The sequence below is a fragment of the Achromobacter sp. HZ34 genome, from assembly GCF_002209485.1.
Taxonomy (GTDB): Bacteria; Pseudomonadota; Gammaproteobacteria; order Burkholderiales; family Burkholderiaceae_B; genus Bordetella_C.
On sequence record NZ_NJIX01000009.1, the window covers coordinates 216,133 to 242,310 of the forward strand.

At 65.5% G+C, this 26,178-nt stretch carries 23 protein-coding genes, 1 tRNA gene and 1 pseudogene; 10 read left to right on the top strand and 15 right to left on the bottom strand.

The window, feature by feature from the left end; all coding sequences use genetic code 11:
• Positions 1-821: 821 nt before the first annotated feature.
• Positions 822-1,250, top strand: coding sequence for a hypothetical protein (locus CEY05_RS28335; protein WP_088600617.1), 429 nt, complete (start codon positions 822-824; stop codon positions 1,248-1,250).
• A 103-nt stretch (positions 1,251-1,353) separates the two neighbouring features.
• Here CEY05_RS28335 and CEY05_RS28340 read toward each other — a convergent pair.
• Positions 1,354-1,430, bottom strand: a tRNA-Arg gene (locus tag CEY05_RS28340).
• Between the two features lie 348 nt (positions 1,431-1,778).
• Here CEY05_RS28340 and CEY05_RS28345 point away from each other — a divergent pair.
• Positions 1,779-3,068, top strand: a complete 1,290-nt coding sequence (locus CEY05_RS28345) for a phospholipase A (RefSeq protein ID WP_088600618.1) — start codon at positions 1,779-1,781, stop codon at positions 3,066-3,068.
• Positions 3,069-3,247: 179 nt separating this feature from the next.
• Here the strand turns inward: CEY05_RS28345 and CEY05_RS28350 are convergent, their stop codons facing one another.
• A complete protein-coding gene (locus CEY05_RS28350) occupies positions 3,248-4,825 on the bottom strand; it encodes an MDR family MFS transporter (RefSeq protein WP_369826007.1) in 1,578 nt (525 codons plus the stop codon).
• 283 nt (positions 4,826-5,108) lie between these two features.
• Here CEY05_RS28350 and CEY05_RS28355 point away from each other — a divergent pair.
• Positions 5,109-5,837 (top strand): annotated as a pseudogene (locus CEY05_RS28355) (HAD family hydrolase).
• A gap of 90 nt (positions 5,838-5,927) precedes the next feature.
• Here the strand turns inward: CEY05_RS28355 and CEY05_RS28360 are convergent.
• The 4 genes from CEY05_RS28360 to CEY05_RS28375 all read right to left on the bottom strand — a co-directional run bounded on the left by CEY05_RS28360 (position 5,928) and on the right by CEY05_RS28375 (position 10,318).
• Positions 5,928-7,145, bottom strand: a complete 1,218-nt coding sequence (locus CEY05_RS28360; RefSeq protein ID WP_088600620.1) for a pyridoxal phosphate-dependent aminotransferase — start codon at positions 7,143-7,145, stop codon at positions 5,928-5,930.
• A 142-nt stretch (positions 7,146-7,287) separates the two neighbouring features.
• Positions 7,288-8,298, bottom strand: coding sequence for a tripartite tricarboxylate transporter substrate binding protein (locus tag CEY05_RS28365; protein ID WP_158219446.1), 1,011 nt, complete (start codon positions 8,296-8,298; stop codon positions 7,288-7,290).
• Positions 8,299-8,454: 156 nt separating this feature from the next.
• The gene (locus CEY05_RS28370) at positions 8,455-9,015 is read right to left on the bottom strand and encodes a hypothetical protein (RefSeq protein ID WP_088600622.1); all 561 of its coding nucleotides are present in this window, start codon (positions 9,013-9,015) and stop codon (positions 8,455-8,457) included.
• A complete protein-coding gene (locus tag CEY05_RS28375) occupies positions 9,008-10,318 on the bottom strand; it encodes an aconitase family protein (RefSeq protein ID WP_158219447.1) in 1,311 nt (436 codons plus the stop codon). Before CEY05_RS28375 ends, CEY05_RS28370 begins: the two co-directional genes overlap by 8 nt.
• A 94-nt stretch (positions 10,319-10,412) precedes the next feature.
• Here CEY05_RS28375 and CEY05_RS28380 point away from each other — a divergent pair, with 94 nt between their 5' ends.
• A complete protein-coding gene (locus CEY05_RS28380; protein ID WP_088600624.1) occupies positions 10,413-11,321 on the top strand; it encodes a LysR family transcriptional regulator in 909 nt (302 codons plus the stop codon).
• Here CEY05_RS28380 and CEY05_RS28385 read toward each other — a convergent pair.
• The 6 genes from CEY05_RS28385 to CEY05_RS28410 form a co-directional block, all read right to left on the bottom strand.
• Positions 11,310-12,782, bottom strand: coding sequence for an AtzE family amidohydrolase (locus CEY05_RS28385; protein WP_088600625.1), 1,473 nt, complete (start codon positions 12,780-12,782; stop codon positions 11,310-11,312). The genes CEY05_RS28380 and CEY05_RS28385 overlap by 12 nt on opposite strands.
• Positions 12,779-12,979: a DUF4089 domain-containing protein gene (locus CEY05_RS28390; RefSeq protein ID WP_088600626.1), complete on the bottom strand. Its 201-nt coding sequence runs from the start codon at positions 12,977-12,979 to the stop codon at positions 12,779-12,781. The genes CEY05_RS28385 and CEY05_RS28390 overlap by 4 nt, the downstream gene beginning before the upstream one ends.
• Before the next feature lie 14 nt (positions 12,980-12,993).
• Positions 12,994-13,962, bottom strand: coding sequence for a tripartite tricarboxylate transporter substrate binding protein (locus CEY05_RS28395; protein ID WP_088600627.1), 969 nt, complete (start codon positions 13,960-13,962; stop codon positions 12,994-12,996).
• A 174-nt stretch (positions 13,963-14,136) separates the two neighbouring features.
• Positions 14,137-15,234: a GTP-binding protein gene (locus tag CEY05_RS28400; RefSeq protein ID WP_088600628.1), complete on the bottom strand. Its 1,098-nt coding sequence runs from the start codon at positions 15,232-15,234 to the stop codon at positions 14,137-14,139.
• Positions 15,231-16,457, bottom strand: a complete 1,227-nt coding sequence (locus CEY05_RS28405) for an LVIVD repeat-containing protein (protein ID WP_198952931.1) — start codon at positions 16,455-16,457, stop codon at positions 15,231-15,233. The genes CEY05_RS28400 and CEY05_RS28405 overlap by 4 nt, the downstream gene beginning before the upstream one ends.
• A gap of 4 nt (positions 16,458-16,461) precedes the next feature.
• Positions 16,462-17,388: a polysaccharide deacetylase family protein gene (locus tag CEY05_RS28410; protein WP_233161754.1), complete on the bottom strand. Its 927-nt coding sequence runs from the start codon at positions 17,386-17,388 to the stop codon at positions 16,462-16,464.
• 102 nt (positions 17,389-17,490) lie between these two features.
• On the opposite strand from CEY05_RS28410, the gene CEY05_RS28415 reads away from it, so the two are divergent.
• Entirely contained in the window at positions 17,491-18,282 is a 792-nt protein-coding gene (locus tag CEY05_RS28415) for an IclR family transcriptional regulator (protein ID WP_233161755.1), read from the top strand.
• A 224-nt stretch (positions 18,283-18,506) separates the two neighbouring features.
• A complete protein-coding gene (locus tag CEY05_RS28420; RefSeq protein ID WP_088600629.1) occupies positions 18,507-19,793 on the top strand; it encodes a dicarboxylate/amino acid:cation symporter in 1,287 nt (428 codons plus the stop codon).
• Positions 19,794-19,806: 13 nt separating this feature from the next.
• Here the strand turns inward: CEY05_RS28420 and CEY05_RS28425 are convergent, their stop codons facing one another.
• From CEY05_RS28425 to CEY05_RS28435, 3 genes are all read right to left on the bottom strand, one after another.
• Positions 19,807-20,793: a DMT family transporter gene (locus CEY05_RS28425; protein WP_369826008.1), complete on the bottom strand. Its 987-nt coding sequence runs from the start codon at positions 20,791-20,793 to the stop codon at positions 19,807-19,809.
• Positions 20,790-21,578, bottom strand: a complete 789-nt coding sequence (hutG, locus tag CEY05_RS28430; protein ID WP_088600630.1) for an N-formylglutamate deformylase — start codon at positions 21,576-21,578, stop codon at positions 20,790-20,792. The genes CEY05_RS28425 and hutG overlap by 4 nt, the downstream gene beginning before the upstream one ends.
• Before the next feature lie 85 nt (positions 21,579-21,663).
• The gene (locus CEY05_RS28435; protein WP_198952932.1) at positions 21,664-21,873 is read right to left on the bottom strand and encodes a hypothetical protein; all 210 of its coding nucleotides are present in this window, start codon (positions 21,871-21,873) and stop codon (positions 21,664-21,666) included.
• Positions 21,874-21,952: 79 nt separating this feature from the next.
• Between CEY05_RS28435 and CEY05_RS28440 the strand changes: the two genes are divergently transcribed.
• The 4 genes from CEY05_RS28440 to CEY05_RS28455 all read left to right on the top strand — a co-directional run bounded on the left by CEY05_RS28440 (position 21,953) and on the right by CEY05_RS28455 (position 26,170).
• Positions 21,953-22,831, top strand: a complete 879-nt coding sequence (locus tag CEY05_RS28440) for a LysR family transcriptional regulator (RefSeq protein WP_088600632.1) — start codon at positions 21,953-21,955, stop codon at positions 22,829-22,831.
• Positions 22,832-23,143: 312 nt separating this feature from the next.
• Positions 23,144-24,187 (top strand): ABC transporter substrate-binding protein, encoded by a 1,044-nt coding sequence (locus tag CEY05_RS28445; protein WP_088600633.1) that lies wholly within the window; start codon positions 23,144-23,146, stop codon positions 24,185-24,187.
• An 8-nt stretch (positions 24,188-24,195) separates the two neighbouring features.
• Positions 24,196-25,248: an ABC transporter ATP-binding protein gene (locus CEY05_RS28450; RefSeq protein WP_088600634.1), complete on the top strand. Its 1,053-nt coding sequence runs from the start codon at positions 24,196-24,198 to the stop codon at positions 25,246-25,248.
• Positions 25,249-25,255: 7 nt separating this feature from the next.
• Positions 25,256-26,170 (top strand): ABC transporter permease, encoded by a 915-nt coding sequence (locus tag CEY05_RS28455; protein WP_233161756.1) that lies wholly within the window; start codon positions 25,256-25,258, stop codon positions 26,168-26,170.
• Positions 26,171-26,178 lie beyond the last annotated feature (8 nt).

Consider the following 26,178-nt stretch of genomic DNA (forward strand, 5'->3'; position numbering starts at 1 on the left):
ATCAGATCTCCTTCAACAGTTCCGCTGTAATGGATTTGCCCCAATTCACACGCACTTGCACGCCTTGCCCTGAGAGATAGAAGCCGCTGCCTTTGACCACGATCCCTGTTCCTACGCTTCCGGCTGCTAGTAGCATTACTGTGTGCTTTCCTGGCTGTCTCCGCATCGGGGCGTTGTCCAGGCAGACGGTCTGCTGTGTTTGCCACCACGACGCCCTGCACATAAGGCGTTTGACATGGATCTGCTTCGCCAGCCTGTTGAGCACGGTCAATGTCGGTGCGTTGCGTAGCGGCTTGACATCCCACAGAGATACGTCATCCCTTACCAGGGAGAACTCGAAGCGCGCAGTCCAATGATCAGCCCGGCAAATCGCCGTCACATGCGGTGGGCAATGATCCAAAGGCCAGATGCGTAGTTCGATATTACCGCTCTTCCAAAGCATAGAAAACCCATATTGTTAGGTTATTGCTCGCCTTCCTATTGCACAGAGGGCCTCGTGCCGCCTTGTGCTGGCCAGTTGATCGTCAGGACCGATGCCACGGGTTCGGTTCCTTTGTGGCGGGAGCGTTTACGCAACGCGGGTTGAATAAACGGACGGCTGCGACGCGAGCGTGTACCGCATCTCGTGGAAGGGGCGCTCAAAACCCAAAGGTTTCCAGCACAGGGAGGGGAGCCTCCGCTCATCCAGATAGCATAGAAAGATAGGGACTCTGCGACGGAGATGTCGGGCGGGCGCGACGGCGCTACCCCGGGGAAATCTCAGCGGAACTAGGTCCGAGCTCCTTTATCATCTCGTTTCAAGTTTCAACCAAGGAGAGACAATGAGAGCTGTAATAGCGGCCCTGGCGGCCCTATGGCTGGTTGGATGTGCCAGCATCCTCGAATACAAGACGGCGGCCGTACAGGGCGATCCCAAGCTCCTGGTGGAGCAAGTCCTAATGGAGCAGCCGCGGAAGTTTCACCCGGACTACGTGAACGTCACGGACCTCTTCGTGGAGTACGGTGGGGCGACCTACAGCAAAGATCCGCCTACGGGAATCGGGCACAGCGTGTCGCGCAAGGACGTGAAGCGGATGTACTACAAGTCCATTGCCGAGAACCGGCTGTTCGCCAAGGGGCGGTGGTTCATGGTGCGGTCGGTCAACGCTCAGGGGACCCTGATTGGGGAGGCCTGGTCGGACGACAAGGATAAGGCCGTGCAGTACATCTCCGCGCTGGAGGAGCTGAAGCGCCGGGCGGAATCAGAGTGAAGCGTGAGTGACGCACTACTCGTTTGAGCGACCGATTCCCACAAAATCAGTAGTAAGGAATCGAGAATCTTACGGCCTAAGTGCCTAATGAATATAAGATTTTTGGCCCGCCCTACACGATTCGAACGTGTGACCGCTCGCTTAGAAGGCGAGTGCTCTATCCAACTGAGCTAAGGGCGGCGCGCGGAGGCTGGATGCCGAGCGGCATTTTACATGGCTTACGGGACGGTCGCCGACTCGGCGTGAAACGCCGTTTTTGCAACGTGACTTCGTCCTTTGTTGTAAGACACCCTCCAGCCTGCGTAACCACTTGTTCTATCGAGGTTTTGGTAATGGGAGACGGCCAGTACCGTCGCCCCTTGCCGTTCGACCGCGCACGCCTTCGCCCGCCGCCGCTGAGCGCCACCCGAGACTATGCAGGCCCACGCCTTCGCGCGGAAAAGGGCGACGAACCGGTATTACAGACGGTATCAGTCACAGTAACCCCCGGTGATACAGTGCCCCGTCCTTTACTACACCCATGATGTCATGAAACGTCTGTCTCGCACGCGTGCAGTTCTTGGGTTCGGTGGCATGGCCGCCTTGGCGGCGATTGCCGCGCCCGCCCACGCCGGCATCAGCTATACCCTGGACCGGGCCGCCGCGGCGCCGGGCACGACGGTACGCGTGCAGGCCGTCTATTTCAACGACGGTTCCGCCGGTGCCCGCTGGCAGCCGCCGCGCCAATTGATACTGCAATGGCGGGCGCCCAATGGCCAGATCATCCGTACGCCCGCGCAAGCGGAGTCCGACGCGCGCGACCTGAACATTCCGGTCAACAATTTCGCCCGCATGTCATGGAGCGCCGTGGTGCCGGCGGAAGTGCATGGCCTGCAAGCCGTCTCCATCGAAGGCGAGCCCGCCTTGATGGCGCTGGACACCGGGACCGGCGGTGGTACGTCGGTGGTCGCGTCCCGTCCCGCCACGGTGCCTGTCGTCGATCCGACCACCGGCCAGCCGCTGCCGGCGCCGGAAGTGGCTGCCGCCGGCGCCTCTCCCGCGGCAGGTCCCGCCCCCACCCAGGCCGCATCCGACGTCACGCCGGCCGATCCCAACCGCCTGAGCGGCGTGCTGGCGGGGCTGTCCGAGTACCAACCCATGTACTTCGACATCCGCACGCGGGACCGCACCACCGCGCGTTTCCAGGTCAGCTTCAAGTACCGCCTGTTCACGCCCGATGCCTCCGACCCCAAGTTCTGGGACAAGCTTTATCTGGGCTACACGCAGACTTCGCTGTGGGATTTGCAGGGTGAATCCCGTCCCTTCATCGACACGACGTTCAATCCCAGCCTGTTCTGGCTGAACGACAATATGTGGACCTCGCAAAGCCAGAACTGGCGCGCGGGCCTGCAGGCCGGTGTCGAGCACATGTCCAATGGCAAGGCCGGCGCCGATTCGCGCTCAGTCAACGATGCGTTCCTGCAGCCGGCGATCAACTACCGCTTTGATGGCGGCAGCACGCTGACCTTCTCCCCGCGTATCAAGGGCTATTTCGGCGTCGCCGACGAAAACGCCGATTACTCGGACTATGCCGGCCATGTGGATTGGAACCTGCGCTGGGCGCAAGACAATGGCCTGATTGCGTCGGCGATGTATCGCCAAGGCGCCAGTTCGCGCCGCACCACCCAGCTGGACCTGGCCTGGCCCCTGAAGCGCACCTGGCTGAACATGAACGGCTACGTGCACCTGCAGTACTTCAACGGCTACGGCGAAACGCTGCTGGGCTACGACCAGCGCCACCGCTCCCAGATCGGCATCGGGTTCTCGCTGGTGCAATAAGCCGGAGCCGGGCTGCGTGGCCTGATGGCCACCGGCCTTGGTCCTCCGCAACTCGACGTTTTCACTACGAAGGCCTGTTTCAGCATTTGTTGAAATAGGCTTTTTCAGTGAAAAAATTCATCGAGGCCAATAAAAACGGCGCCTGGGCGCCGTTTTTATTGAATCCGAAGGAGGGCGCTTTATTCGCCCAGGGGCACGTGCTGATGTGCCGTCGAACCACGCAGTTCCAGGTCGGGCATGCGGCGGACGATGATCAGCGAGATCAGGGTCACCACGGCGCCGAACGCGAAGATCATGCGGAACGTGGACGCGACGCCGTCCATCAGGGCCAGTCGGGCCGCCGGCGCCAGGCTCGACAGCACATCGCTGCCATGACGCATGGCGCCCAGGTCGATTGCCTGGACGATGCCGGCCTTCGACAACGACGCAGCGAAACCCAGCGCCAGCAGGCTGCCCGCCAGCGCGCTGCCGAAGGCGCTGCCCACCGAACGCAATACCAGTACCGAGCCGGTGCCCGCGCCGATATCACGCGGATCCAGCGCGTTCTGCACGGCCATGAGCATGCCAACCATGCACTGTCCCAGGCCGACGCCGGCCACGAACGTTACCGTGAGCACCAGCGCCAGCGGCGTCGACGGCCCCATGAAAGCCAGGGCGCACATGCCGATGGCCGCCAGCGTCAGTCCCACGGACAAAATGCCGCGCAGCCTGCCAAAACGCCGGGCCAGATTGCTGGCCACCATATTGCCCGCCACGTTGGACAACAGGAAGGGCACCACGAACAGCCCCGACTCCGCCGCGCTGGTGCCGCGCACCAGCTGGAAGTACAGCGGCAGCGAGAAGATGCAAAGAAAGATCACCAGGGCGCCAGTCGACGACACCGCCACGCCGCAGTTGAAAGTCTTGTTGGCGAACATGCGCGGCGGCAGCAGGGGATCGCTCGCGCGCTTTTCCTGCCACACCAGGGCGATCAGCCCCAACACGGTCAACAGCACCAGGCCCATGATTTCCGGCGACAGCCAGGAATAGGCAGCGCCGCCCCAGCTCAAGGCCAGCAGGCAACTGACGATGGTCAGGGCCAGCAGCAGCGACCCCAGCAGATCCAGCCGCGCCTTGCCGCCCTTGGCCTTGAGCGTACGCAGGCCGCGGTTGCAGGAGTACATCGCGATCAGGCCCAGCGGCACGTTCATCCAGAACAGCCAGCGCCAGGACAGATGCTCCGAAACATAACCGCCGACCAGGGGACCCGCGATGGACGCCACGCCCCACACCGCCGCCAGATAGCCTTGGTAGCGGCCGCGCTGCCGCGGCGCCACCACATCGGCGATGGCCGCCTGCGCCAGGGACATCAAGCCGCCGCCGCCCAGGCCCTGCAGCGCGCGGAACCAGATCAACTGGTCCAGCGTCTGCGCCATGGCGCACATCACCGAGGTGACGATGAACAGTCCGATCGACACCGTCAACATCCCGCGCCGGCCGTAAATGTCGGACAACTTGCCGTAGATCGGCGTCGTCACGGTTGCGGCAATCAGGTAGGCCGCCACGATCCACGACAGATGGCCGAAGCCGTTCAGGTCGGAAGCGATGGCCGGTACCGCCGGAATTACCACCGTCTGATCCAGCGAAGCCAGCAGGATGCAAAGAATGATGCCGCCGATCACCCGCATGATTTCGCGGTGACTCAAGGCGGCAGGGGCGGAGGAAACCTTGGAGGAACTGGAGGGGGATGATGCGAGCGTGCCTGAGGGCGTGGACATGATACGGGCGCAGCGTACGGCGAATTAGCAGGAAGCAGGGGGAGGGCGAGGGTCAGACTTATAGATGTCAAACATCTATAAGTTATATATATATTAGACCAAAGACCTGACCTTCGCTTTAAAAAGCACTGGTTTTCCCTAGGTTTCCTGGGGCAGGGCGACAAACGTGCGCGAGCAGGGCGATGGCCGCGGCTGTTAATATTTCGGCCTGAATGCCCGGGACCCGGCCGCTTGCAGGTCGGCAATCCCGCCGGGCACGTCTCCAAGCCTGATTTCCCAACGTATGCCTCTGAATGCAGTCTCGGCCATTTCGCTCGATCTGGACGACACCCTCTGGCCGTTCGCCCCATCCGTGGCGCGGGCCGAAACGATGCTCCAGGCCTGGCTCATTGAGCACGCGCCCCGCACCGCCACGTTGCTGACCACCCCCGACGCGCTGGCCCGTTTGCGTGACAAATACGAAGTGGATCATCCGGAAATGGCCGGCGACTATCGGGCCCTGCGCCTGGGCTCCCTCACGGCGGCCCTGGAGGCGGTGAATGAAGACACGTCGCTGACCATGCCGGCCTACGAGGTGTTCTAAGCCGCGCGCAACAATGTCGAGTTTTTTGAAGACGTGTTGCCCGCGCTGGAATGGCTCAGCGCCAGATTCCCCTTGGTCGCCGTCTCCAACGGCAACGCCAACCTGGCGCTGACCGGCGGCCAGGAGTTCTTCGTGGGCGCCTTGTCGGCAAAACAGTTTGGCGTGGCGAAACCGGAAGCGGCCATCTTCCACGCTGCCGCGCAGATGGCCTCGGCCAAGCATGCCGAGATGCTTCATGTCGGCGACGACTTCGATCTGGACGTCATCGGCGCCACCAACGCCGGCCTGCAGGCCGCCTGGCTGGTGCGCCAGAGCCACGGCGCACCTCACGGCGCCGATGGCATCCGCGTGCCCACCCGCCCCGGCACGCACCTGACCGTCAGCTGCCTGCTGACCTTGTGCGGCATGCTCGGACGTTCGCCGGCTTAGCTGAACAGCATGCAAGAGGGCAACGCCCGGAAGGCGCTGCCCCATTCGCGGATTCGCAGGCGAGGCGCGCGCGCGCCCCACCCGCCATGATCAGCCCTTGCGCATGCCCGCCAGGAACCGGTCGATGCGGCCGATGGCTTCCGTCAGGTCGTCGACGTGCGGCAGGAACACCATGCGGAAGTGATCGTTGGTCGGGTAGTTGAAGCCCGTGCCCTGCACGATCAGCACCCGTTCCTGGTCCAGCAGGTCGTAGGCGAACTGCTGGTCGTCCTCGATGGGATAGATCTTCGGGTCCAGCCGGGGGAACAGGTACAGCGCCCCCTTGGGCTTCATCACCTGGACGCCAGGGATCTGCGTGAGCAGGTCGTAGGCCACGTCGCGTTGCTTGCGCAGCCTGCCCGTCGGACCGACCAGCTCATTGATGCTCTGGTAGCCGCCCAAGGCGGTCTGTATCGCCAGTTGCCCCGGCGTGTTCGAGCACAGGCGCAAGGAGGCCAGCATGTTCAGGCCTTCGATATAGCCCTGCGCGCAGCGCTTGTCGCCCGAGACCACCATCCAGCCAGCGCGATAGCCGCAGGAGCGGTAGTTCTTGGACAGGCCGTTGAACGTCAGGACCAGCACGTCATCGCACAGCGAGGCCATGCTGACGTGGGTATGTTCCTCGAACAGCGTCTTGTCGTAGATCTCGTCGGCCAGCACCACCAGGCCGTGTTCACGGGCAACCTGCAGGATCTCCAGCAGCACTTCGCGCGAGTACAGGGCACCCGTCGGATTATTGGGATTGATCACCACGATGCCGCGCGTGCGGGGCGTGATCTTCGCGCGGATGTCGGCGATGTCCGGCATCCACTCCGAGCCCTCGTCGCACATATAGTGGACCGGACGTCCCCCCGACAGGCCCGTGACCGCGGTGTACAGGGGAAAGTCCGGCGATGGAATCAGCAGCTCGTCGCCGTCGTTCAACAGCGCGTTGATGCTCATCGAAATCAGTTCGGACGCGCCATTGCCCAGATAGACGTCATTGACGTCGACGCCTTGCACGCCCTTGCTCTGCATGTAGTGCACCACCGCCTTGCGCGGCGCGAAGAGCCCTTTGCTGTCGGTATAGCCGGCGACATCGGCCACGTTGCGGATGATGTCCTGGATGATCTCGTCGGGAGGCTGGATGCCGAAGGCCGCGACGTTGCCGATATTCAGCTTGATGATGCGCTGGCCCGCCTCTTCCATCTCACGGGCGCGATCCAGGACCGGGCCCCGGATATCGTAGGCGACGGCGTTGAGTTTGGACGATTTTTCTATGACTTTCATGCCACAAGGTTCCTAAGCATCGTCCGGTACCCGACGGGACGAGCAATGTTCCGTCGCCAGGGATGCGAAGTGGGAGCGACGTGGGTGGCATCATATACGTTGAAAAATGGGGACAAACTCTTGGCCGCCGCCTGGCCGGGGGTTATTCCAGCTTGATCTGCATTTCCTCGCCCAGCGTGCGTATCGTCGCGACGTAGCGTTGCAGCAGGGCGTCGAACTGCTCCGGTGTGCTGGATTGCGGCTCGGCGCCCACATCCTCCAACCGCTTGCGCACTTCAGGCAGGGCCAGGATGCGGGCGATTTCCGCGCTCAGCTTCTGCCTGACCGCGATGGGCGTGGCGCCAGGCACCAGGGCGCCGAACCAGTCATCCGTCTCGAAATCGGTCATGCCGGGCTGGTTCACCACGGGCACACCCGGCATGAACTTGCTTGCCGCGGCCGAGGTCGCGCCCAGCAGCACCAGGCGGCCGTCGCGCGCCAGCGGCAAGGCATTCGGCCCCGGTGCAAAGGCGTATTGCACGCGGTTCTGCATGACATCGGTCAGCGCCTCCGGGGTGCCGCGATACGGCACGTGCACCCCGGCGAATCCATACACCGCCGCGAACTGCGCGGCATGCAGGTGGCCGGTGCTGCCCATGCCCGCGGAACCGTAGCTGACGCCTTCGGGTTGTGCCTTGGCATAGGCCGCCAGTTCAGCCAGCGACTTCACCTTCAACGCGGGCGACACCGCCAGGAAGCTGGGCGAACGCGCCATCAAACCCACACCGGCCAGGTCTTTCAAGGGGTCATAGGGCAGCTTGCGATCCAGCGCGGACCGCACGCCGAATGCGCTGGGCGCGATCAGCACCGTGCGGCCGTCCGGCTTGCTGGACACGACATAGGAGGCGCCGATGACGCCGCCGGCGCCCGCCCGGTTGTCGACGATCACGGCAACGCCCCAGGCCTGGGACATATGCTGCGCGACGACACGTGCCAGGACATCGGTCGTGCCGCCCGCCGTGGCCGGCACGACCAGGCGGATCGGGCCGTCGGGATAGGCGCCGTCCGCGGCGTGCGCCGGGGCAAGCGAGGCACAGAAGAGGGTAAGGGCGGACGCGCAAAACGCGGCACCAGCCAGCACCGGACGGGGCAATGACAGTCGAAAAATGGACATGATGGCAAAGGCGCGTCCGCGCGGCGGGCAGCGCCACTCCTGTGACGATTGAACACAGTGCCGCGGCGCCTCCAGGCTGGAAGCGTCAAGGCATCCCCGCATCGGTCCCATGCTTTACTGTCCGCCGGAACCTATGCTTTTGCCGTCTCCACCCGCTTATGAGGTTTCCATTCCACCCGCGGTGGTGTGCTGCTTTTGCTGTTGGCCGCGCCACCAGTGGGCAAGCCAGCCTTCGTTGCCACCGCAGGCCAATAGTTCGTGCAAGGCTTGCGGTACCGGCGGCAATGCGCGCGTGATGCCCTGGCTGTGATTGACGAAGGTGCCCGCCAGGAAATCGACCTCCAGGTCGTCGCCCGTCTGGCAATCATCCGTGATGTTGCCGCAATGGTTTAAAACGCGTAAGCCGGTGCTGATGGCGGCGCGATAGGCCTGTACCGACATCGATGCGCACACCAGGCCCAGGCCCAGTGCCTGCATGGCGACGTAGCCGTTGCCTTTCGGTCCCATGCCGAAGTTGCGCCCGGTGACGATGATGTCGCCCGGCTTGCAGCGCTCGACGAAGCCAGGATCGGTCTCGGCGAACAGATGCGGCGTGAGCACCGCCGGATTCATTTCGCGGGCGGTGATGAAGCGCGCCGGGATGACGCCGTTGGGATGCGGAACGTCATCGCCCAGCTTGTAGCAGCGGCCCCGCAGAACCCATTGATAGTCAGGCATAGGCGGCCTCGCTCAGTCCTTGCAGTTCGGGATCGGCGTCCAGCATGCGCGGGTCAGCGATACAGCCGGCCACGGCCGATGCCGCCACGGTGGCCGGGCTGCCCAGGTATAGCCGCGCATCGGTGGGCCCGAAGCGTCCGGCATTGTTATTGGTAGAAGTCGAGATCGACGCCTCGCCCGCGGCCAGCGGCCCGACCACTGCGTCGTTACAGGGACCGCAGCCCGCCGGCAGCAGCATGGCGCCGGCATCGAGCAATATCCGCATGATGCCTTCCTCGGCCAGCCGGCGCGTGGAACGTTCGGTGCCGGGCACGATGAACAGGCGCACATGCTGCGCGATCCGGCGGCCTTTGAGGATGCTGGCGGCGCACAGCATGTCTTCGTAAGTGCCCGAGCCACAGGAGCCGATGAACGCATGATCCACCCGCGTGCCGGTGGCCTCTTCGACGTCCACGGCGTTACCGACGTTGCCGGGCAGGGAAACCTGCGGCGCGATGTCCCCCAGGGCGAGTTCGTGGCGCGATTCGTAAACGGCGTCGGGATCGCTATACACCGGCTCGAAGTCGCGCTGGGCGTGGCGGCGGCAATAGGCCAGGATCGCCGCGGACGGCGGCACGAAGACCCCGGCGGCGCGCATTTCGGTTGGCGTGCTGCACAGCGCCACCCGCGCGCCGAAGCTCAGTGCGTCCAGGTCGCCGCCGTATTCCAGCACGCGGTAGTCCAGGTCGATGTCCAGCACCTTGCGCTTGACCTGGCGCGCCAGGTAGAAGCCGATATCGCGCGCCATCACGCCGGCCCGCAGCTGTCCGCGCAGCTCCAGCAGGATGGTGCGCGGGACTTCCAGCCAGGTCGTGCCGGTAGCCAGCACGCGGGAAATCTCGTTGCCGACGCGCATGCCGAACGCACCGACCGCGCCGGCGTTGGTGGCATGGGTGTCGTTGTCGAAATAGAACATGCCGGGCAGTACCTTGCCGTCTTCCATCGGGAAGATGTGGCCGTGGCCGCCACGCCCGGCGTCGTAGAACTGGGTCACGCCCCACTGCGCCGCCGCCTTGCGGTTGAAGGCGCCGCGTTCGGCGGCGCGGGCGCTGCCGTAGACCACGTCATGGTCGCTGACCATCATGATCTTTTGCGGCCGTGTCACGTGGCTGATGCCGATGCGATCCAGTTCGCCTTTGGCTTCCTTGACCAGGGCATCATGGATCATCACCATATCCGGCTCTGGATAAACCAGGTCGCCGGCGCGCACGCCGGGTTTACCCGAAACGCGTGCGAGGACTTTCTCGATGGCGGTGTAGCCCATATGCGGATCCTGTGGAAAGCATCGATGGCACAGTGTCATCCTGGCATGTTGATAAGTAAAATAACAATCGACAATCCATTCATTGCATAACTTTATGAATCTGAATTTGCGCCAATTGGAGGCGTTCGTGCTGCTTGCGCGGCTCGGCGGGTTTTCCCGCGCGGCCGATCAACTGCATCTGACGCAAGCCGGCCTCAGCATCCTGATCCGGCGCCTGGAAGAAAGGCTGGATGCGCGCCTGGTGGAGCGCACCACGCGCAGCATGGCGCTGACGCCGGCCGGACTGCAAGTGCTGCCTATCGCGGAACGCATGCTGGCGGATGCGCAGTCGGTGCTGGCGTGTGGGCGTGGCGTGGCGGCGGACCAGGCCGGACGCATTTCACTGGGCTTGGCGCCGCAACTGGCCGGTACCGTGCTGCCCGCGGTGCTGAAGGCCTTTCGCGATGATTTTCCCCGTATCTCCGTGGTGTTCCGCGAGTGCGTGAATGAGGAAATCATCGGTCGCATCTATGCGCGCGAAATCGATTTCGGCCTGGGCTTCGGGATCCAGAAAAACAGTGAGCTGGACAGCCAGGGACTGACCGAGGACACGCTGGCGGTGGCGTTGCCGCCCACGCACGCACTGGCGCGCAAGCGCAGCGTGCGCTGGAAGGATATCCTGGATGAACCGATCATCACGTTGACCGTGGGCAGCACGGTGCGCACGCTCACGGAAAATGTCTTCCTGGCCGCCGGCCAGGCCCTGCGGCCGGCCTACGAGGCCACCAATACGCTGACCGCGCTGGCATTGGCGCGCGAGGCGCTGGGCGTGGCCATCGTGCCCACCAGCATACGGCCCGCGGCGGTGGCGCAGGAAATGGTGCTCAAGCCGCTGCGGGATCCCGTGGTCAAGCGTTCGCTGAATCTCGTCACGCGGCGCGGATCCGTGCTGTCGGCACCGGAGCAGCGGTTCATCGACCTGTTCACCACCGCGATCGTGCAGGTGGATAAGTCACCGCGGTGACGATGCTGCGGGCGCCAGGCGCGCCGCGCCGGTCTGCTCCAGGTAGGCACTAGCGGCCAGGCATAGATCGTCGCGGCCGGGCGCGGCGATGATCTGTACGCCCAGGGGCAGGCTGCCTGGACCGCCCGGCCACACCGGCACCGTGCAGACCGGCAGGCCCAGGCAGGACAGCGGCTGGGTCAGCAGCCCCAGGCTGGCCCGTGCCGGCAAAGCCTGGCCGTGCAGGTCGAACGTGGCCGCGCCGGCGGGCGGCGCGGCCACCGGCGTGGCGGCGGCCAGCAGCAGATCGTATCGTTCGAACAGGCGCATGGCTTCGTCATATACGTCACGGCGCGCCCGTTGCGCGTCCGCCACCCAGGACGCGGGCAGCAGGCTGCCGGCCAGCAGCCGGTCGCGGGAATGCGGTTCGTAGGCGTCATAGCGCGTGCGCAGGCCATGCCGGTGCAGCGTGCCGCCTTCGGCGCCGGTGATGACGAAGGCCGCCGAGCGGGCCCGTTCCGCGCCATGCAGGCTGGCGCGCGCGCGGGCATCCAGCGCGGCGGCGACGATGTCCACCGCGCGGCTGGCGTCAGGGCCGGCCCAGCGTTCGAACCAGCCATCCAGCACGGCCACGCGCAAGCCGCCGGGCAGGGCGGTCAGCGGCGCCAGGGGGCCGAGACCTCCGGATGAACGCGACGACGATCCCGACGACGACCCCGATAACGACGAGGACGAGGAGGACCCCGCAGCCGCGAAGCGCGTGGCGGGATCGCGCGCGTCCAGGCCCTGCATGGCGTCACACGCCAATGCCAGGTCTTCGGTGGACGCGGCCAGCACGCCCACATGATCCAGGCTGAAGACGAAGGGAAACACGCCGCCCCGTCCCAGCCGGCCATAAGTCGGCTTGATGCCGAACACGCCGCACAAGGCCGCCGGCACCCTGACCGAGCCGTTCGTATCCGTGCCCAGCGCCAGCGGCACCAGTCGCGCGCCTACTGCCGCGCCCGAGCCGCCGGACGATCCGCCCGCGACACGCGCGGCATCGTGCGGGTTGCGCGTCGTGCCGTAGTGCGAGTTTTCCGTGGTGAAGCCGTAGGCATGCTCGTCCATATTGAGCGTACCGGTCAGGATGGCACCGGCGGCGCGCAGGCGGGCCACCGCCGTGGCATCGTGCGTGGCCGCCGGTTCGTCCGCATGGACGCGGCCGCCGCATAGCGTGGTCAGGCCTTGTACGTCGAACAGGTTCTTGGCCGCATAGGGCACGCCGGCCAGTGGCGGCAGGTGCTCGCCGCGCGCGCGCCGGGCGTCGATCTGTTCAGCCTCGGCCAGCGCACGGTCGGCCGTGATGGCGGTGTAGGCATTGAGGTCGGGGTTGCGCGCGGCGATGTCCGCCAGCGTGGCGGCAACCAGGTCCACCGCGCTGGTCTCGCCCTCCCGTATCTGCCTGGCCATTACGGTGGCGCTGTAGCGCGGCGCGGTCATGGCTGGAACACCGGCAGAGGCGCGCGCTCGCGGTCCTCGGCAACGGGCGCGAGGGTGGCCGCGATAGCGGCAAAGCGCTCGAATTCGGCGGCCACGCGCGCGACGCACGCGTCATCGCGTTCGTGGCCTTCGAGCGCCATCAACGCGCGTACGGTTGCGCGCAAGGGTTCGCCTGACGGCGGCTGGGTGACGGACATCGGTAACTCCTTTTTCAATCGACCTGCGCGCCGACTTCCTTGACGACCTTGGCGTAGCGGACCAGGTCTTCGTTGATCTGCGCGGCGACCTGTTCGGGGGTGACGGCCATGGGTACCGCGCCCAGGCTCTGGTAGATCGCCTTGATCTTGTCGCCCTGCACCGCCTTGGAGAAGGCATCGTTAAGTTTCTGCACCACGGCCGGCGGCATGCCCTTGGGTCCGAGCACGCCGTTGTACAGCGTGACCTCCGCGGCCGGGACGCCGGCCTCGGCGATGGTGGGCACATCGGACGCCACCGCGATGCGCTTGGGCGTGCTGACGGCCAGCGCGCGCAGCTTGCCGGCCTGCACTTGGGTGATGGCCGGTGGCATGCTGCTGAAGGCGAACTCGATTTCACCGGACAGCGTGGCCTGCACCAGCGGCGCGCTGCCCTTGTACGGAACGTGGATGACGTTGACGCCCGCGGCCCGGTCCATCATTTCGCTGGCCAGGTGGATGATGGTGCCGTTACCCGACGAGCCGTACGAGTACTTGCCGGGGGACGCCTTCAGCCGTGCGATCAGCTCCCCCAGGGTGTGCGCCGGGGAATTGGCGTTGACCACCAGCATCAGCGGCGAATACGACACCAGGGAAATCGGCGTGAAGTCGCGCACGCTGTCGAAAGGCAGCTTCTTGTACAGGCTGGCGTTGATGGCATGCGTGGTGGTGTCCTGGAACAGCACCGTGTAGCCGTCCGGCGCGGCGCGCGCCACCAGGTCCGCGGCGATGGTGGTGCCGGCGCCCGGGCGGTTCTCGACCACGATGTTCTGGCCCAGTACGCCGCTGGCTTCGGCGGCGACGGCGCGGGCCAGCACGTCGGAGATGCCGCCGGGCGGGAAGCCGACGATCATGCGGATCGGGCGGGCTGGATAGTCGGATTGGGCGTGAGCCGCGGGTACGGCGGCGGCGAGCAGGCAGGACAGTAGAAAGCTGCGGCGTAGCATGAGTAAACCCCTTGATGTCGTTTTATGGTGAGACTGGTAAAGCGGGTGAAGCTGTTGAATTCAATCGGGCCGGCGCTGGAACTGACGTAGGCGCCGCGCGAAAAGCAGGAAATGCATGAAATGCATGAAACGTGGAAACGCAGGCGTGGCGAAAAATCGGTGGATGCGAGGCCCTTAGCGAACGAGGCGATTGATGGAGTTCCACAGCGCTTCGACGTCCGCGCGCGGCAGGTCGCGGGCGATGAAGACCAGCGAAGATTGCGCGGGCGCCGTGGCGGTGGGTGCCAGCGGCACCGGCTTGTCGAACACGTGGCACACCCCCTGTATCAGCACGGGTTGCGCCTCGCCTTCAAAGCGCAAGATGCCTTTGGTGCGCAGCATGTCGGGGCCGCGCAGGCTGGTGAGCGTGTCGAGGAATAGCTGGAATACCGGCCGCGCCAGTGCGCCTTCGAAGATCATCGTGAAGCTGGCCACGGCGGGCGGATGCAGCGATGCGACCTTGCCCAGGTAGCTGCCGCCGGGTTTGTTGTCCGCTTCGTTGGGCTGGGCCCGGCCCGGTTCGTCGCCATATGCAGCGGTACCCGCGCCGAAAATCGTTGCGGCTCCGGCTCCGCCCGTCTGGCCCAGTTGCCCGAAGGGCGAGGGCGCCGTCAGCAGGCTTATGTCCAGGTCGCCCAGTATCGGCGTCTCGCGGCGCGCGTGGGCGTTGACGGCCTGCACCCAGTCCAGCGCCGCGTCGCGCTGCGCGGGCGTGGCGCGATCGGTCTTGGTGATGAGGATCAGGTCCGCCGCCGCTGCCTGCCGCTCGGCGGTCTGCAGCGCCGCGCCGCGCGCTTCCGGATGGGCCGCATCCACCAACGTGACGACATGCGCCAACCGGTATTGCCGGGCCAGCGGCGCGTCGCCATACAGGGTCTGCGCGATCGGCCCGGGATCCGCCAGGCCGCTGGTCTCGATGATGACCCGCTCGAAGCTGGGAATCTCGCCGCGGCGCCGCCGCATGGACAGGTCCACCAGCAGCGTCTGCAGATCGCTGCGCAACTGGCAGCACATGCAGCCGTTGTCCAGCAGCACGGTTTCCTCGTCGGAACGTTCCAGCAGGTGATGATCGATGCCGACCTCGCCGAACTCGTTGACGATCAGCATCGACCCCGCCAGCGCGGGCGTCGCCAGCACGCGCTTGAGCAGCGTGGTCTTGCCGCTGCCCAGGAAGCCGGACACCACGATGACCGGAAGCCGGGTATCGGAACCGGTCACAACCTCCATGCTCATAGCTTCATTTCCAGTGCGTACAAGCCACCGGTGTGGCGGTCCACCGCGAACACGATGCCGCGGTCATCGACGAACACATCGTTGAACTGGATCGAACCCGCCGGCGATCCGGTGGGCGCCTCCGGCACGAAGTAGGCTGCCTCGGTCGGCGCATACGGGTCGCGGATGTCGTAGACGCGCACGCCGCCGTTGAAGAACGTGCAGACCAGGTAATCCTCCGACTTCCAGGCGCCGGGCACGGGCGGGTTCTCGTGCACGTTATGGGCGCCGAACCGTCCGCCGCGCAGGCGATGCACGTCCACCGGCGGCATGGGCAGCGTGGAGATCGAGACCAGGTTGGATTCGTCGCTCATATCGACCAGCCACACCAGCTTGGGCCAGTCGCCGGCATCGTCCTGCACGGTTTCGTCGCTGACGACGAGCAGATTGCGTTCGAACAGGGGCAGTGCCGTGTGCGTGAACCCCTTGAACGGCGGCGAGTTCATGAAGCGCGAGACCGGGCGGGGATTGGACAGGTCGGAGATGTCCATGATGAAGGCGCCGGCATCCAGATAGCCCAGGTAGCAGCGATCCGGACGTTGCGGGAACACATTGGTGTTGTGGGCGCGAAAGCCGGAATCGAAAGCGGGCGCCAGCCGTTTGGGCGGTTCGGCGTCGTCGCCTTCCATGGTGCCCGGCAGATGCCAGGCGCCCACGGCGCGCGGCTGGGTCGGCGCGCTGACGTCGACGATACGGTAGACCTGGTCATCCTTGGGATTGCGCGGCACGCGGTCCGGATCGCTGCACGCCATGTGCACGGTCTGGCCATCGACGAACCACAGGCAGTGCGCGCCGCGCGAATGGGGCGCGGACGCGTCGAAATGCGACAGCAGGCGCGGCTGCTCGGGCTTGCTGATATCGAACAGGTCGAAGCCGGCCGGCGCCAGTCCGGGCTTGCTGACCTGGTAGGCCACCGCCATCAGGTTGCCGGACACCTCCAGCGAGTTCGAGCGCACGGCCGCGTGCGGCAGGTCGGTCTGCACGATGACGCGCGGCTGGCGCGGATCGGAAACGTCCACGCCGGTGAAGTTCTTTGGCGCGCTTTCATGCGCCAGCCACAGGATGCGGCGTCCGTCGGGCGCGATCTGCATGGCAATGCCTTCGCCAACGCCGCCGAAGCCGCCCAGGTCGTGCCGGGCCAGCAGGCGCATATTGGATTGCTGCGGGTAATGTGCCTTGATCATCGTGTCAGCTCCGCGGCGCAGCGGCCGATGCGGCTGTGGCCGTCGATGCAGCCCCCGGCGCAACCCGGTCGTACCAGGCCAGTATTTCCTCCCCGGTCATGAAGCGCACGCCCTCGAATTTGCGCATGTACTCGAAGGCCTGTTCGAAGTACTTGATGCGATGCGGCACGCCGCTCAGGAAAGGATGGACGGCGATACCCATCACGCGCACCTGGTCGCCGCCTTCCGCATACAGGCGATCGAAACTGTCGGTGACGCGCTTGAAGAATTCATCCGAGCTGTGGTGCTGCACGGCCATCATGGGGATGTCGTTCAGTTCCACGGAATAAGGCATGGCGACCATGTCGCCGCCCTGCGTGCGCAAGCGGCAGGGCTGGTCGTCCAGCACCCAGTCGCCGATGTAGCGGATGCCGGCGTCATGCAGCAGGTCGACGGTGTCCATCTTCTGCGTCAATCCGGGGCCCAACCAGCCCACCGGCGCGCGACCGGTGAATTCGCGGATCGAGTCGACCGTGCGCGCGATCATGGCCTGGGCATCGTCGACCTGGTGGATGGGCATCTGGATGTAGCCGTGCCCCATGAATTCCCAGCCGGCGTCACGCGCGGCTTCGGCGACACGGGGATAGCTGGTGCAGACGCGGCCATTGATCGACAGCGTGGCACGGATGCCGAAACCTTCAAGCGCTTGCAGCAGGCGCCAGAAGCCGACCCGCATGCCGTATTCGTGCCAGGCCCAGTTGGGGATGTCCGGCGTGACGCTGACGCCCGTGGGCGCGGGCAGCACCTGGCGCGCCATCGGCCGGCCGATGTCCCAGTCCTCCACGTTCACGATAGGCCAGACGATGATGCGCGCACCGTCGGGTGCGGGCAGCTTGGGGCGGTCGACGATTGCCGAATAAGGCAGGCGTTCGCGCGGTGTCATAATATCCATATAGTGAAAACCCTAAAGGAGACAATTCATCGTGGAGTACTGGTTTTCAATCTACATATCGCCTAAAACAGCGTCAACGCCGGTATCTGGAATATCCAATATATGGATATGAAATCACCGGCACGATCCGCCGCCTCGCCCGGCGGAACCCAGAGCGTGGCCCGTGTCGTGGGCTTGCTCAAGCTGTTGGCCGAGCATCGCGACCCCGGCTTGCGCTTTGTCGATGTCGCACGCCTGTGCGGCCTGGAGCAGCCCACCGCGCATCGCATGCTGAAGGCGCTCGAGCGTGAAGAGATGGTGGCGCGCGACCCCGTGACGCGGCGTTATCGCCTGGGACCCCTGGTCTTCGAGCTGGGCATCGCGGCGGCCGGGGATTTCAACCTGGTCGACGTCTGCCGGCCGTCGCTGCAGCGCCTGGCCGAAGCTACCGGTGACACCGCCTTCCTGTTCATCCGGCGCGGCCACGATGCGGTGTGCATAGACCGCATCCAGGGCCACTATCCGATCCAGACGCCGGTGGTCATCGTGGGCAGCCGCCAACCCCTGGGCGTCAACGCCGGCGGGCTGGCGATGCTGCAAGCCCTGGGCGACGAAGAAGTGGCCGAGGTGGTGAGCGCGGTGGCGGTACGCCTGGGCGCCTATGGCGAATTCGACGAACTGGATCTACGCCGGGCCGTGACCGAGTCGCGCCGGCGGGGCTATGCGGCCATCGGCGAAAAGGCGGTGCCGGGCGTCACGGCCATCGGGCTGCCCATACGCAATACCTACGGTGCACCTTCGGCCGCATTGACGATCGCGGCGACCTCCAACCGCATGACCGCGAAGCGCCAACTGGAGATCCTGCCGGCGCTGCAGCAGGAAGTGTCGACGGTGGAGCGCCTGCTCTACCGTTAACGAGCAGGCCGGCGCTTGGCGGGTGGGCACATAAGATATTTCGGGTTTTCCCGTATCATGCTGCCTGCGTAAAGTCCGGATAGGTCTTTTCGCCTGGGCAGCGCCTGCCTTTTCCCTTCCAGTTTTCCCTCGGAAGGCGAACTTCTCGCAGCACTTTCATCGCAGCAGCACGCCACATTTATTCAGCATCAAGTCAGCTGAATGGGCAAAAAAGAAGGACAGATATGAAAAATCGGTTAACCCTGAGCATCGCGATCGCCATGCTCCTCGGGGTCGTCGTAGGCTATGCCTGCCACGCGAACATTTCAGACGCCACGGAACTCAAGAACGTGGCAGGTTATTTCTCCATCATCACGGACATCTTCCTGCGGCTGATCAAGATGGTCCTGGCGCCGCTGGTGTTCGCCACGCTGGTCTCCGGTCTGTCGGGCCTGGACAGCGGCAAGGATGTGGGACGCATCGGCCTGCGTTCGGTGGCGTGGTTCCTTTGTGCGTCGCTGATCTCCCTGGCCATCGGCCTGGTGATGGCCAACCTGACCGATCCGGGTTCCTCGCTGCACCTGACGGCGGGTGCCGGTGAAGTGAATACCGGCCTGAACACCGCCGGCTTGAACGTGCGCGATGTCCTTACCCATGCCTTCCCCACCAGCGTGCTGGACGCGATGGCTCGCAACGACATCTTGCAAATCCTCGTGTTCTCGGTGTTCTTCGGCCTGGCCTTGAGCGCGCTCAAGCGTGATCCCAAGGTGGCCTTCGTGATCCAGGCGGTGGACGGCCTGGTGCCGGTGATGCTGCGTCTCACGGACTATGTGATGCGTTTCGCGCCGCTGGGCGTGTTCGGCGCGATCGCGTCCGTCGTCACCCTGCGCGGCCTGGACGTGCTGTTCACCTACGGCAAGTTGCTGGGTTCCTTCTATCTTGCGCTGGTGATCCTGTGGATCGTGCTCGTGGCCGTGGGCTATGCCTTCCTGGGGCGCCGCATCGTCGCGCTGCTCAAGGCGGTGCGCGAACCGGCGATGATCGCCTTCTCCACCGCCAGCAGCGAAGCGGCGTTCCCGCGCCTGACGGAAAAGCTGGAAGCGTTCGGCGTCGACAAGAAAGTGGTCGGTTTCACGCTGCCGCTGGGCTATGCCTTCAACCTTGACGGTTCGATGGTGTACCAGGCCTTTGCCGCGATCTTCATCGCCCAGGCTTTCGGCATCGACATGCCGGTGTCGCAGCAGGTGGTGATGCTGCTGATCCTCATGCTGAGCAGCAAGGGCATGGCCAGCGTGCCGCGCGGTTCAGTGGTGGTGGTCGCCGCCATCGCGCCGATGTTCGGCCTGCCGGCCGCCGGCGTGGCGCTGGTCCTGGCCATCGACCAGCTGCTGGACATGGGCCGCACGATGACCAATGTGATCGGCAACAGCATCGCCACGGCGGTCATCGCCAGTTGGGAAGAGAAGCGCCAGCCGCAGCCGGCCTCGCAACCGGCCCCGCGGTCGTCTCAAGTGGCGCGGGAAAGCGCCTGAGCGGCGCTGCGCATCACTTCCCTTGAGTGCGGAGCCACCGGGGTCGCCATTCGCTGACGATGATGGCCAGTACGATCAAGGCGCCGCCGACCAGGGCCAGTCCTGGCAGGCGCTCGCCGGCGAGGCGGCCGAACAGGCCGGCCCAGATGGGTTCGCCAGCATAGATGATGGCGGCGCGCGAGGCGTCCACCGTTTTCTGCGCCCAGTTCATCGCCACCTGGATCAACGCGCTGGCGCAACCCAGCCCACCGGCGAACGCCAGCAACTGCCAAGACAGTGCCGGCGTCTCGTGCTCGCCCAGCAAGGGCCGCAGCGCGAAGGCAAAGAGCGCGGTGAAAGCCAGTTGCGCCACCGTCACGCAGCGCACATTCACGCGCGAGGCGTAATGGCTGATGGCGCTGATTTCCAGCGCGAAGGCCACGGCGGCCACCAGCGTCAGCGTCTGTCCCAGCGTGAACGACAGCGCCATTCCCCGGCCGCCGCCGGCCGCGGGCAGCCCGAAGCACAGCATGCCGGCGAAGGCGCACGCCACGCCCACCAGGCACATGAAGTGGGGCTGGCGGCGCCAGAACACCCACTGCAGCAAGGGCACCAGCGGCACATACAGCGCGGTGAGGAATCCCGATTCGCTGCTCGCCACATGCTGCAGCCCCATCGTCTGTAAACCGTAGCCCATGACGATGCAGGCGCCGATGACGGCACCGGCGCGGATATCGCGCCACTGGATGTTGCGCAGCGCGCCGCGCGACACCACGCCCACCGCCAGAGCCGCCGCCGCGAAGCGGCAGCCAACGAAGAACAGCGGCGAACTGTAGGCCAGGGCATGCTGGACCGTCAGGAAGGTCAGGCCCCAGATCATGGTCACGCCGACCAGCGACAGTTCCGGTAGCCGGCGCGCCAGGGCACTGGCGGCCGGGGCGGCGCTCGCCAGGGCGCTACCCGATGCAGCTCCCCGTGGGGACGCACCCGCCGAGGGTGAACTACCCGAGGGCGGCTTCACAGGCAGTCGTAGGCCGCGCGCACCAGGCTTTCCACCACCGGCGTCACGCCGCTGGCCAGGTCATCGCGCAAGGCGTAGGGGTAGGTCTCGTCCATGTACGTGGACTGGCACATCTCCAGCTGGATGGCGTGCACGTTCTGGGCGGGATTGCCGTACTCACGCGTGATGTAGCCGCCCTTGAAGCGGCCGTTGATGGCCCAGGTGTACGGGCAGCCCTGTTCCAGGCGCGCGCGGATGGCCTGTTCCATGGCCGGCGCGCAGCTGCCGCCGGCGGCGGTGCCGATGTTCAGGTCCGGCAGTTTGCCCTCGAACAGCCGCGGCAGCACGCTGGCGATGGAGTGGCCTTCCCACAGCATGACCTTGCCGTGCTGGGCGCGCAGATGGTCGATCTCGGCGCGCAACTGGTCGTGGTAAGGCTGCCAGTAGGTCTGCACCCGGCGTGCGCGCTCGGCATCGGTCAGCACCGATTCGTCCTTGTACAAGGGAATGCCGTCGAAGGTGAGGGTGGGGCACAGGCCGGTCTTGGTCTGGCCGGGGTAGAGGTTGCCGTCGTCGGGCGAGCGGTTCAGGTCGACCACGTAGCGCGAATAGCGCGCCCACAGGAAGGATGCGCCGATGCTGCGGGCGAAGGAATAGAGGGTGTCCAGGTGCCAGTCGGTATCGCCCGAACGCAGGCCGGCTTCGGTCATGTGGGGCTTTTGCTCGTCGGCAATCAGGCTGCCCAGGTGAGGAATGGAAATCAGCAGCGGGGCGGTGCCGCGTTCGAAATGGAAGATCTGGCTCATGGTGTCCTGCGCGTGTGGCAGCCGCCGCGGCAAGGGCCGGGCGGCGCGGTGAAGAAATCCGGGAACCTGGATTGTATTGCTTGTCTCACAACGCCCGTGCCACCGCCACCGCCACCGCCACCGCCACCGCCACCGCCACCGCCACCGCCACCGCCACCGCCGCCGCCGCCGCCACCGCCACCGCCGCCACCGCCGCCACCGCCGCTACCGCCGCTACCGCCGCTACCGCCGCCGCGCCGCGCCCGCAGCAACTGCGCGGGCCGCCAGCCGGGTTATTCAGGATAGGCAGCAGCATGCCCAAACGCCAAAGTGGCGGTCCCGAAAGCGCATCATGCGCTTTTGATATACCGCGCCCGCGGCCAGGAGTCCTCGAAATGAACTTCAAGCAGGTGGAGACGTTCCGTGCCGTGATGCTGACACGCTCCATGACCCAGGCGGCGATCCAGTTGCACACCTCGCAGCCCAATATCAGCCGCGTGATCGGCCAGCTGGAACGGCTGACAGGGTTCAAATTATTCCAGCGCGTCGGCGGCCGCCTGTTGCCGACGGACGAGGCGGAAGCCTTGTTCAAGGACGTCGAGCGGGCCTTCGTCGGCCTGGACAGCCTGCAGGACTCGGCCCGTTCCATCCTGCAGCTCGGCGCGGGCGCGCTGCGCATCGGCGTGGTGCCGTCCATCGCCATGACGCTGATGGCGCCGGCCATCGCCAAGTTTCGCCGCTACTACGCCGAAGTGCCGATCTCCGTCTACACCAGCGATTCGCCCACCGTCGCCAAATGGACGGCGACCCGCTATTGCGACCTGGGCCTGGTGGCTTACCTGGTCGGCGTGCCGGGCGTGACCAGCGCGGTATGGCGAGACGAGAAGGGCGTGTGCATCGTGCCGGAGTCGCACCGGCTGGCGCGCAAGCGGCGTATCGTCGCCGCCGATCTGCGCGGGGAAGACTTCATCTCCCTGACCCTGGGCGATGGCACGCGCACGGCCATCGACGCGGCGTTCGAACCCGGGTCGCGCCGCCTGACGCTGGAAACGCCTTATGCGGCGACGATATGCAGCATGGTGGGCATGGGCCTGGGCGTCAGCGTGGTCAATCCCCTGGTGGTGCGCAATCTGCAGCCGCCCGGCGTGAAGGCGATTCCCTTCGAGCCGGCCATTCCCTTTCGCAGCTACGTGCTGCATGCACAGCAGCATGTGGAATCGAACCTGGCGCAGGTATTCATGCGCTGCATGAAAGAGGCGGTGCGGGAACGATGAGGGCGCCGGCGTCCCGCTTCTTGTAGGTAAAAACCCGTTCCGTACTAACCCCCGGACATATCAAATCTGCATAGGGATGGGGTTTATTGGTATTTGACGGCCTGCGGGGCCATTCCCATAATCCTCAAAAAACAGGGTAGGCCGATGCGGGAAATCGAGCCAGGTCCAGGTCCGAGACAGCGACTTTATTTGCCGGGGTGGCTGGCCTGAACGGGTTGGCGGCCTCCGGGTGGCAGCCCCTAATGCCGACGTCCGCGCACCATGGCACGGACGTTCTTCTTTGTAGTGCTTTTCCGAATCACCGGAGGGATCATGAAGAAGCATCCGCTGTATCTGGCCCTGTCTGTCGCCCTCGCCGGCGCAGCCATCACCACCGCCGCCCACGCCGAGGACCGGCTGGTCATCGCCGGCTACGGCGGCTCGTTCGAGGACATTCTGCGCAAGGACCTGTTCCCGGTGTTCGAGAAGCAGCACAACGTCAAGATCGACTACGTCGCGGGCAACTCCACCAATACCCTGGCGCGCTTGCAGGCGCAGAAGAGCAACCAGGAGATCGACGTCGCCATCATTGACGACGGGCCGATGTATCAAGCCATCGCCCTGGGCTTCTGTGCTCCCATCGCCGACCTGCCCAAGGACGACCTGTATCCGGCCGCGCGCTACAAGGACGACAAGGCCGTGGCCATCGGCATCGTCGCCACCGGCATCATGTACAACAAGAAGGTGTTCGCGGAAAAGAAATGGGCGGCGCCCACTTCCTGGGACGACCTGAAGGATCCCAAGTACAAGGGTACGCTGGTGATTCCGCCCTTGAACAACACCTACGGCCTGCACGCCCTGGTGCAATACGCCCGCGCCAACGGCGGCGGCGAAAAGAAGATCGATCCCGGCTTCAAGGTCTTCAAGGACCACGTCGGTCCCAACGTGCTGGTCTATGAGCCGTCGCCCGGCAAGATGACCGAGCTGTTCTCCAGCGGGCAGGCCCTGATCGCCGTATGGGGCAGCGGCCGCGCGAAGTCCTTCGCCGACACCGGCTTCCCCGTCGGTTTCGCCTATCCGCGGGAAGGGGCCTACGCCTTGCTGTCGTCCATCTGCCCCATCGCCAAGCCCAAGGCCAATCCGCTGGCCCAGGCTTTCGTCACGTACATGATGACGCCTGAAGTGCAGACCAAGCTGGGCGACGCCTACGGCTATGGCCCCGTCAACAAGAAAGCCACCTACAAGGAAGACCCCAATGCCGCCGTCCAGTTGCCGGCCGGCAAGGTGGCGCAGGACCTGATCGTGGTCGACTGGGACACCGTCAACCAGAATCGCGACGACTGGAACAAGCGCTGGACGCGCGAGATCGAGCGCTGAGGCGGTCCATGGGCTTTCTCGTCCTCAAGCAGTTGACCAAGGTCTACGGCGACAGCACCGCGGTCGATGCGCTCAGCCTGGAGATCGCGCGCGGGGAATTCGTGTCGCTGCTGGGGCCCTCGGGCTGCGGCAAGACGACCACCCTGCAGATGATCGCGGGCTTCATCGAACCGACCGCGGGCGCGGTGATCCTGGACGGCCACGACCTGGGCCGCACGCCGCCGCAGAAGCGGGCCATGGGCATCGTGTTCCAGAACTACGCCCTGTTCCCGCACATGACGGCCGCGCAGAACGTCGCTTTCGGCCTGGAGATGCGCGGCGTCGACAAGCGCGAGCGCGTCACCCGGGTGGGGGAGGCGCTGGCACTGGTGGGCCTGGGCCACCTGGCCGACCGCCATCCCGCGCGCATGTCGGGCGGGCAGCAGCAGCGTGTGGCCCTGGCGCGCGCGCTGGTGATACGGCCCAACCTGCTGCTGCTGGACGAGCCGCTGTCCAACCTGGACGCCAAGTTGCGCGAGGACATGCAGATCGAGCTGCGCAGCATCCAGCGCACGGTAGGCACCACCACCATCATGGTCACGCATGACCAGTCCGAAGCGCTGGCGCTGTCGGATCGCGTGGTGGTGATGAACCAGGGACGGGCCGAGCAGGTGGCCGACCCTTATGCGGCGTATGAGCATCCGCATACGCCTTTCGTCGGCGGTTTCCTGGGCAAGGCGAATCTGTTCCAGCCGCTGGTGTGCGAGGTCGACGGCCGGCCTCACGCCCGCATCGGCACGGCCTGTATGCCGCTGGACGGCGCGGCGCCGCCCACGGCCACGGTCATCGTGCGGCCGGAAAAGGTGCAGTTCCTGGCTGCAGGTCCGGCAGCCTTGCCGGGCCGGGTCAAGGCGCGCATCTTCCAGGGCAACCACTGGCTGTGCCAGGTGCAGACCGAGGTAGGCGACGTGCTGGTGATACGCCAGAACGACGGCGTTGCCGTGCCGGCGGAAGGCGAGGCAGTGCACCTGGGCTGGCGTGCCGTCGATATGCGCCCGGTGACCGCCGGCGCGGGGCATTGAAGCCGCCATGGTCGCCGCCACCCCTGCCACCCCCGCCACCCCAGGCACCATCGGCGCCGCCATGTCCAGCCGCCGCGCCGCACCCTGGCTGCTCAGCGCGCCCGCGCTGTTGCTCTATGCCTTGTTTCTCGTGACCCCCCTGGTGCTGGTGCTCCTCATCAGCTTCTACAACTTCCAGTTCTACGGCGGCATCCAGGACTCCTTCACCGCCAAGAACTATCTGGCCATCTTCACTGACGGCTATTACTACGAGATCTACGCCCGCACCTTTGGCGTGTCGCTGCTGGTGACGCTGGCCTGTGTGATCCTGGGCACCGCCGAGGCCTATGTGCTGTCGCGTATGCGCAATCCCTGGAAGGGCCTGTTCCTGATGGTGGTGCTGGGGCCGCTGCTGGTGTCGGTGGTGGTACGCACCCTGGGCTGGGCCCTGCTGTTCGGCTCCACCGGCCTGATCAGCAAGAGCCTGCTGGCGCTGGGCCTGACGTCGGCGCCGGTAAGCCTGATGTATACCAACCTGGGCGTGGGCATCGCCTTGACCCACGTGCTGGTGCCTTTCCTGGTGATTTCCGTGTGGGCGTCACTGCAACGCATCAACCCCGCCACCGAGGCGGCGGCGCTGTCGCTGGGCGCGCATCCCTTCACCGTCATGCGGCGCGTCATCCTGCCGCAAGCCATGCCCGGCGTGCTGTCCGGCAGCATCATGGTGTTCGCCTTGTCGGTCAGCGCCTTCGCCACGCCGGCCATCATCGGTGGACGCCGGCTGAAGACGGTGGCGACGGCTGCCTATGACGAATTCCTCAACACCCTGGACTGGCCCCTGGGTTCGGCCCTGGCCGCCGTGCTGCTGGTGGTCACGGTGGTGGCGCTGATCGCGGCCAATCGCCTTATCGAACGGCGCTACGGCGCGGTGTTCAATACCTGAGGGGAGAC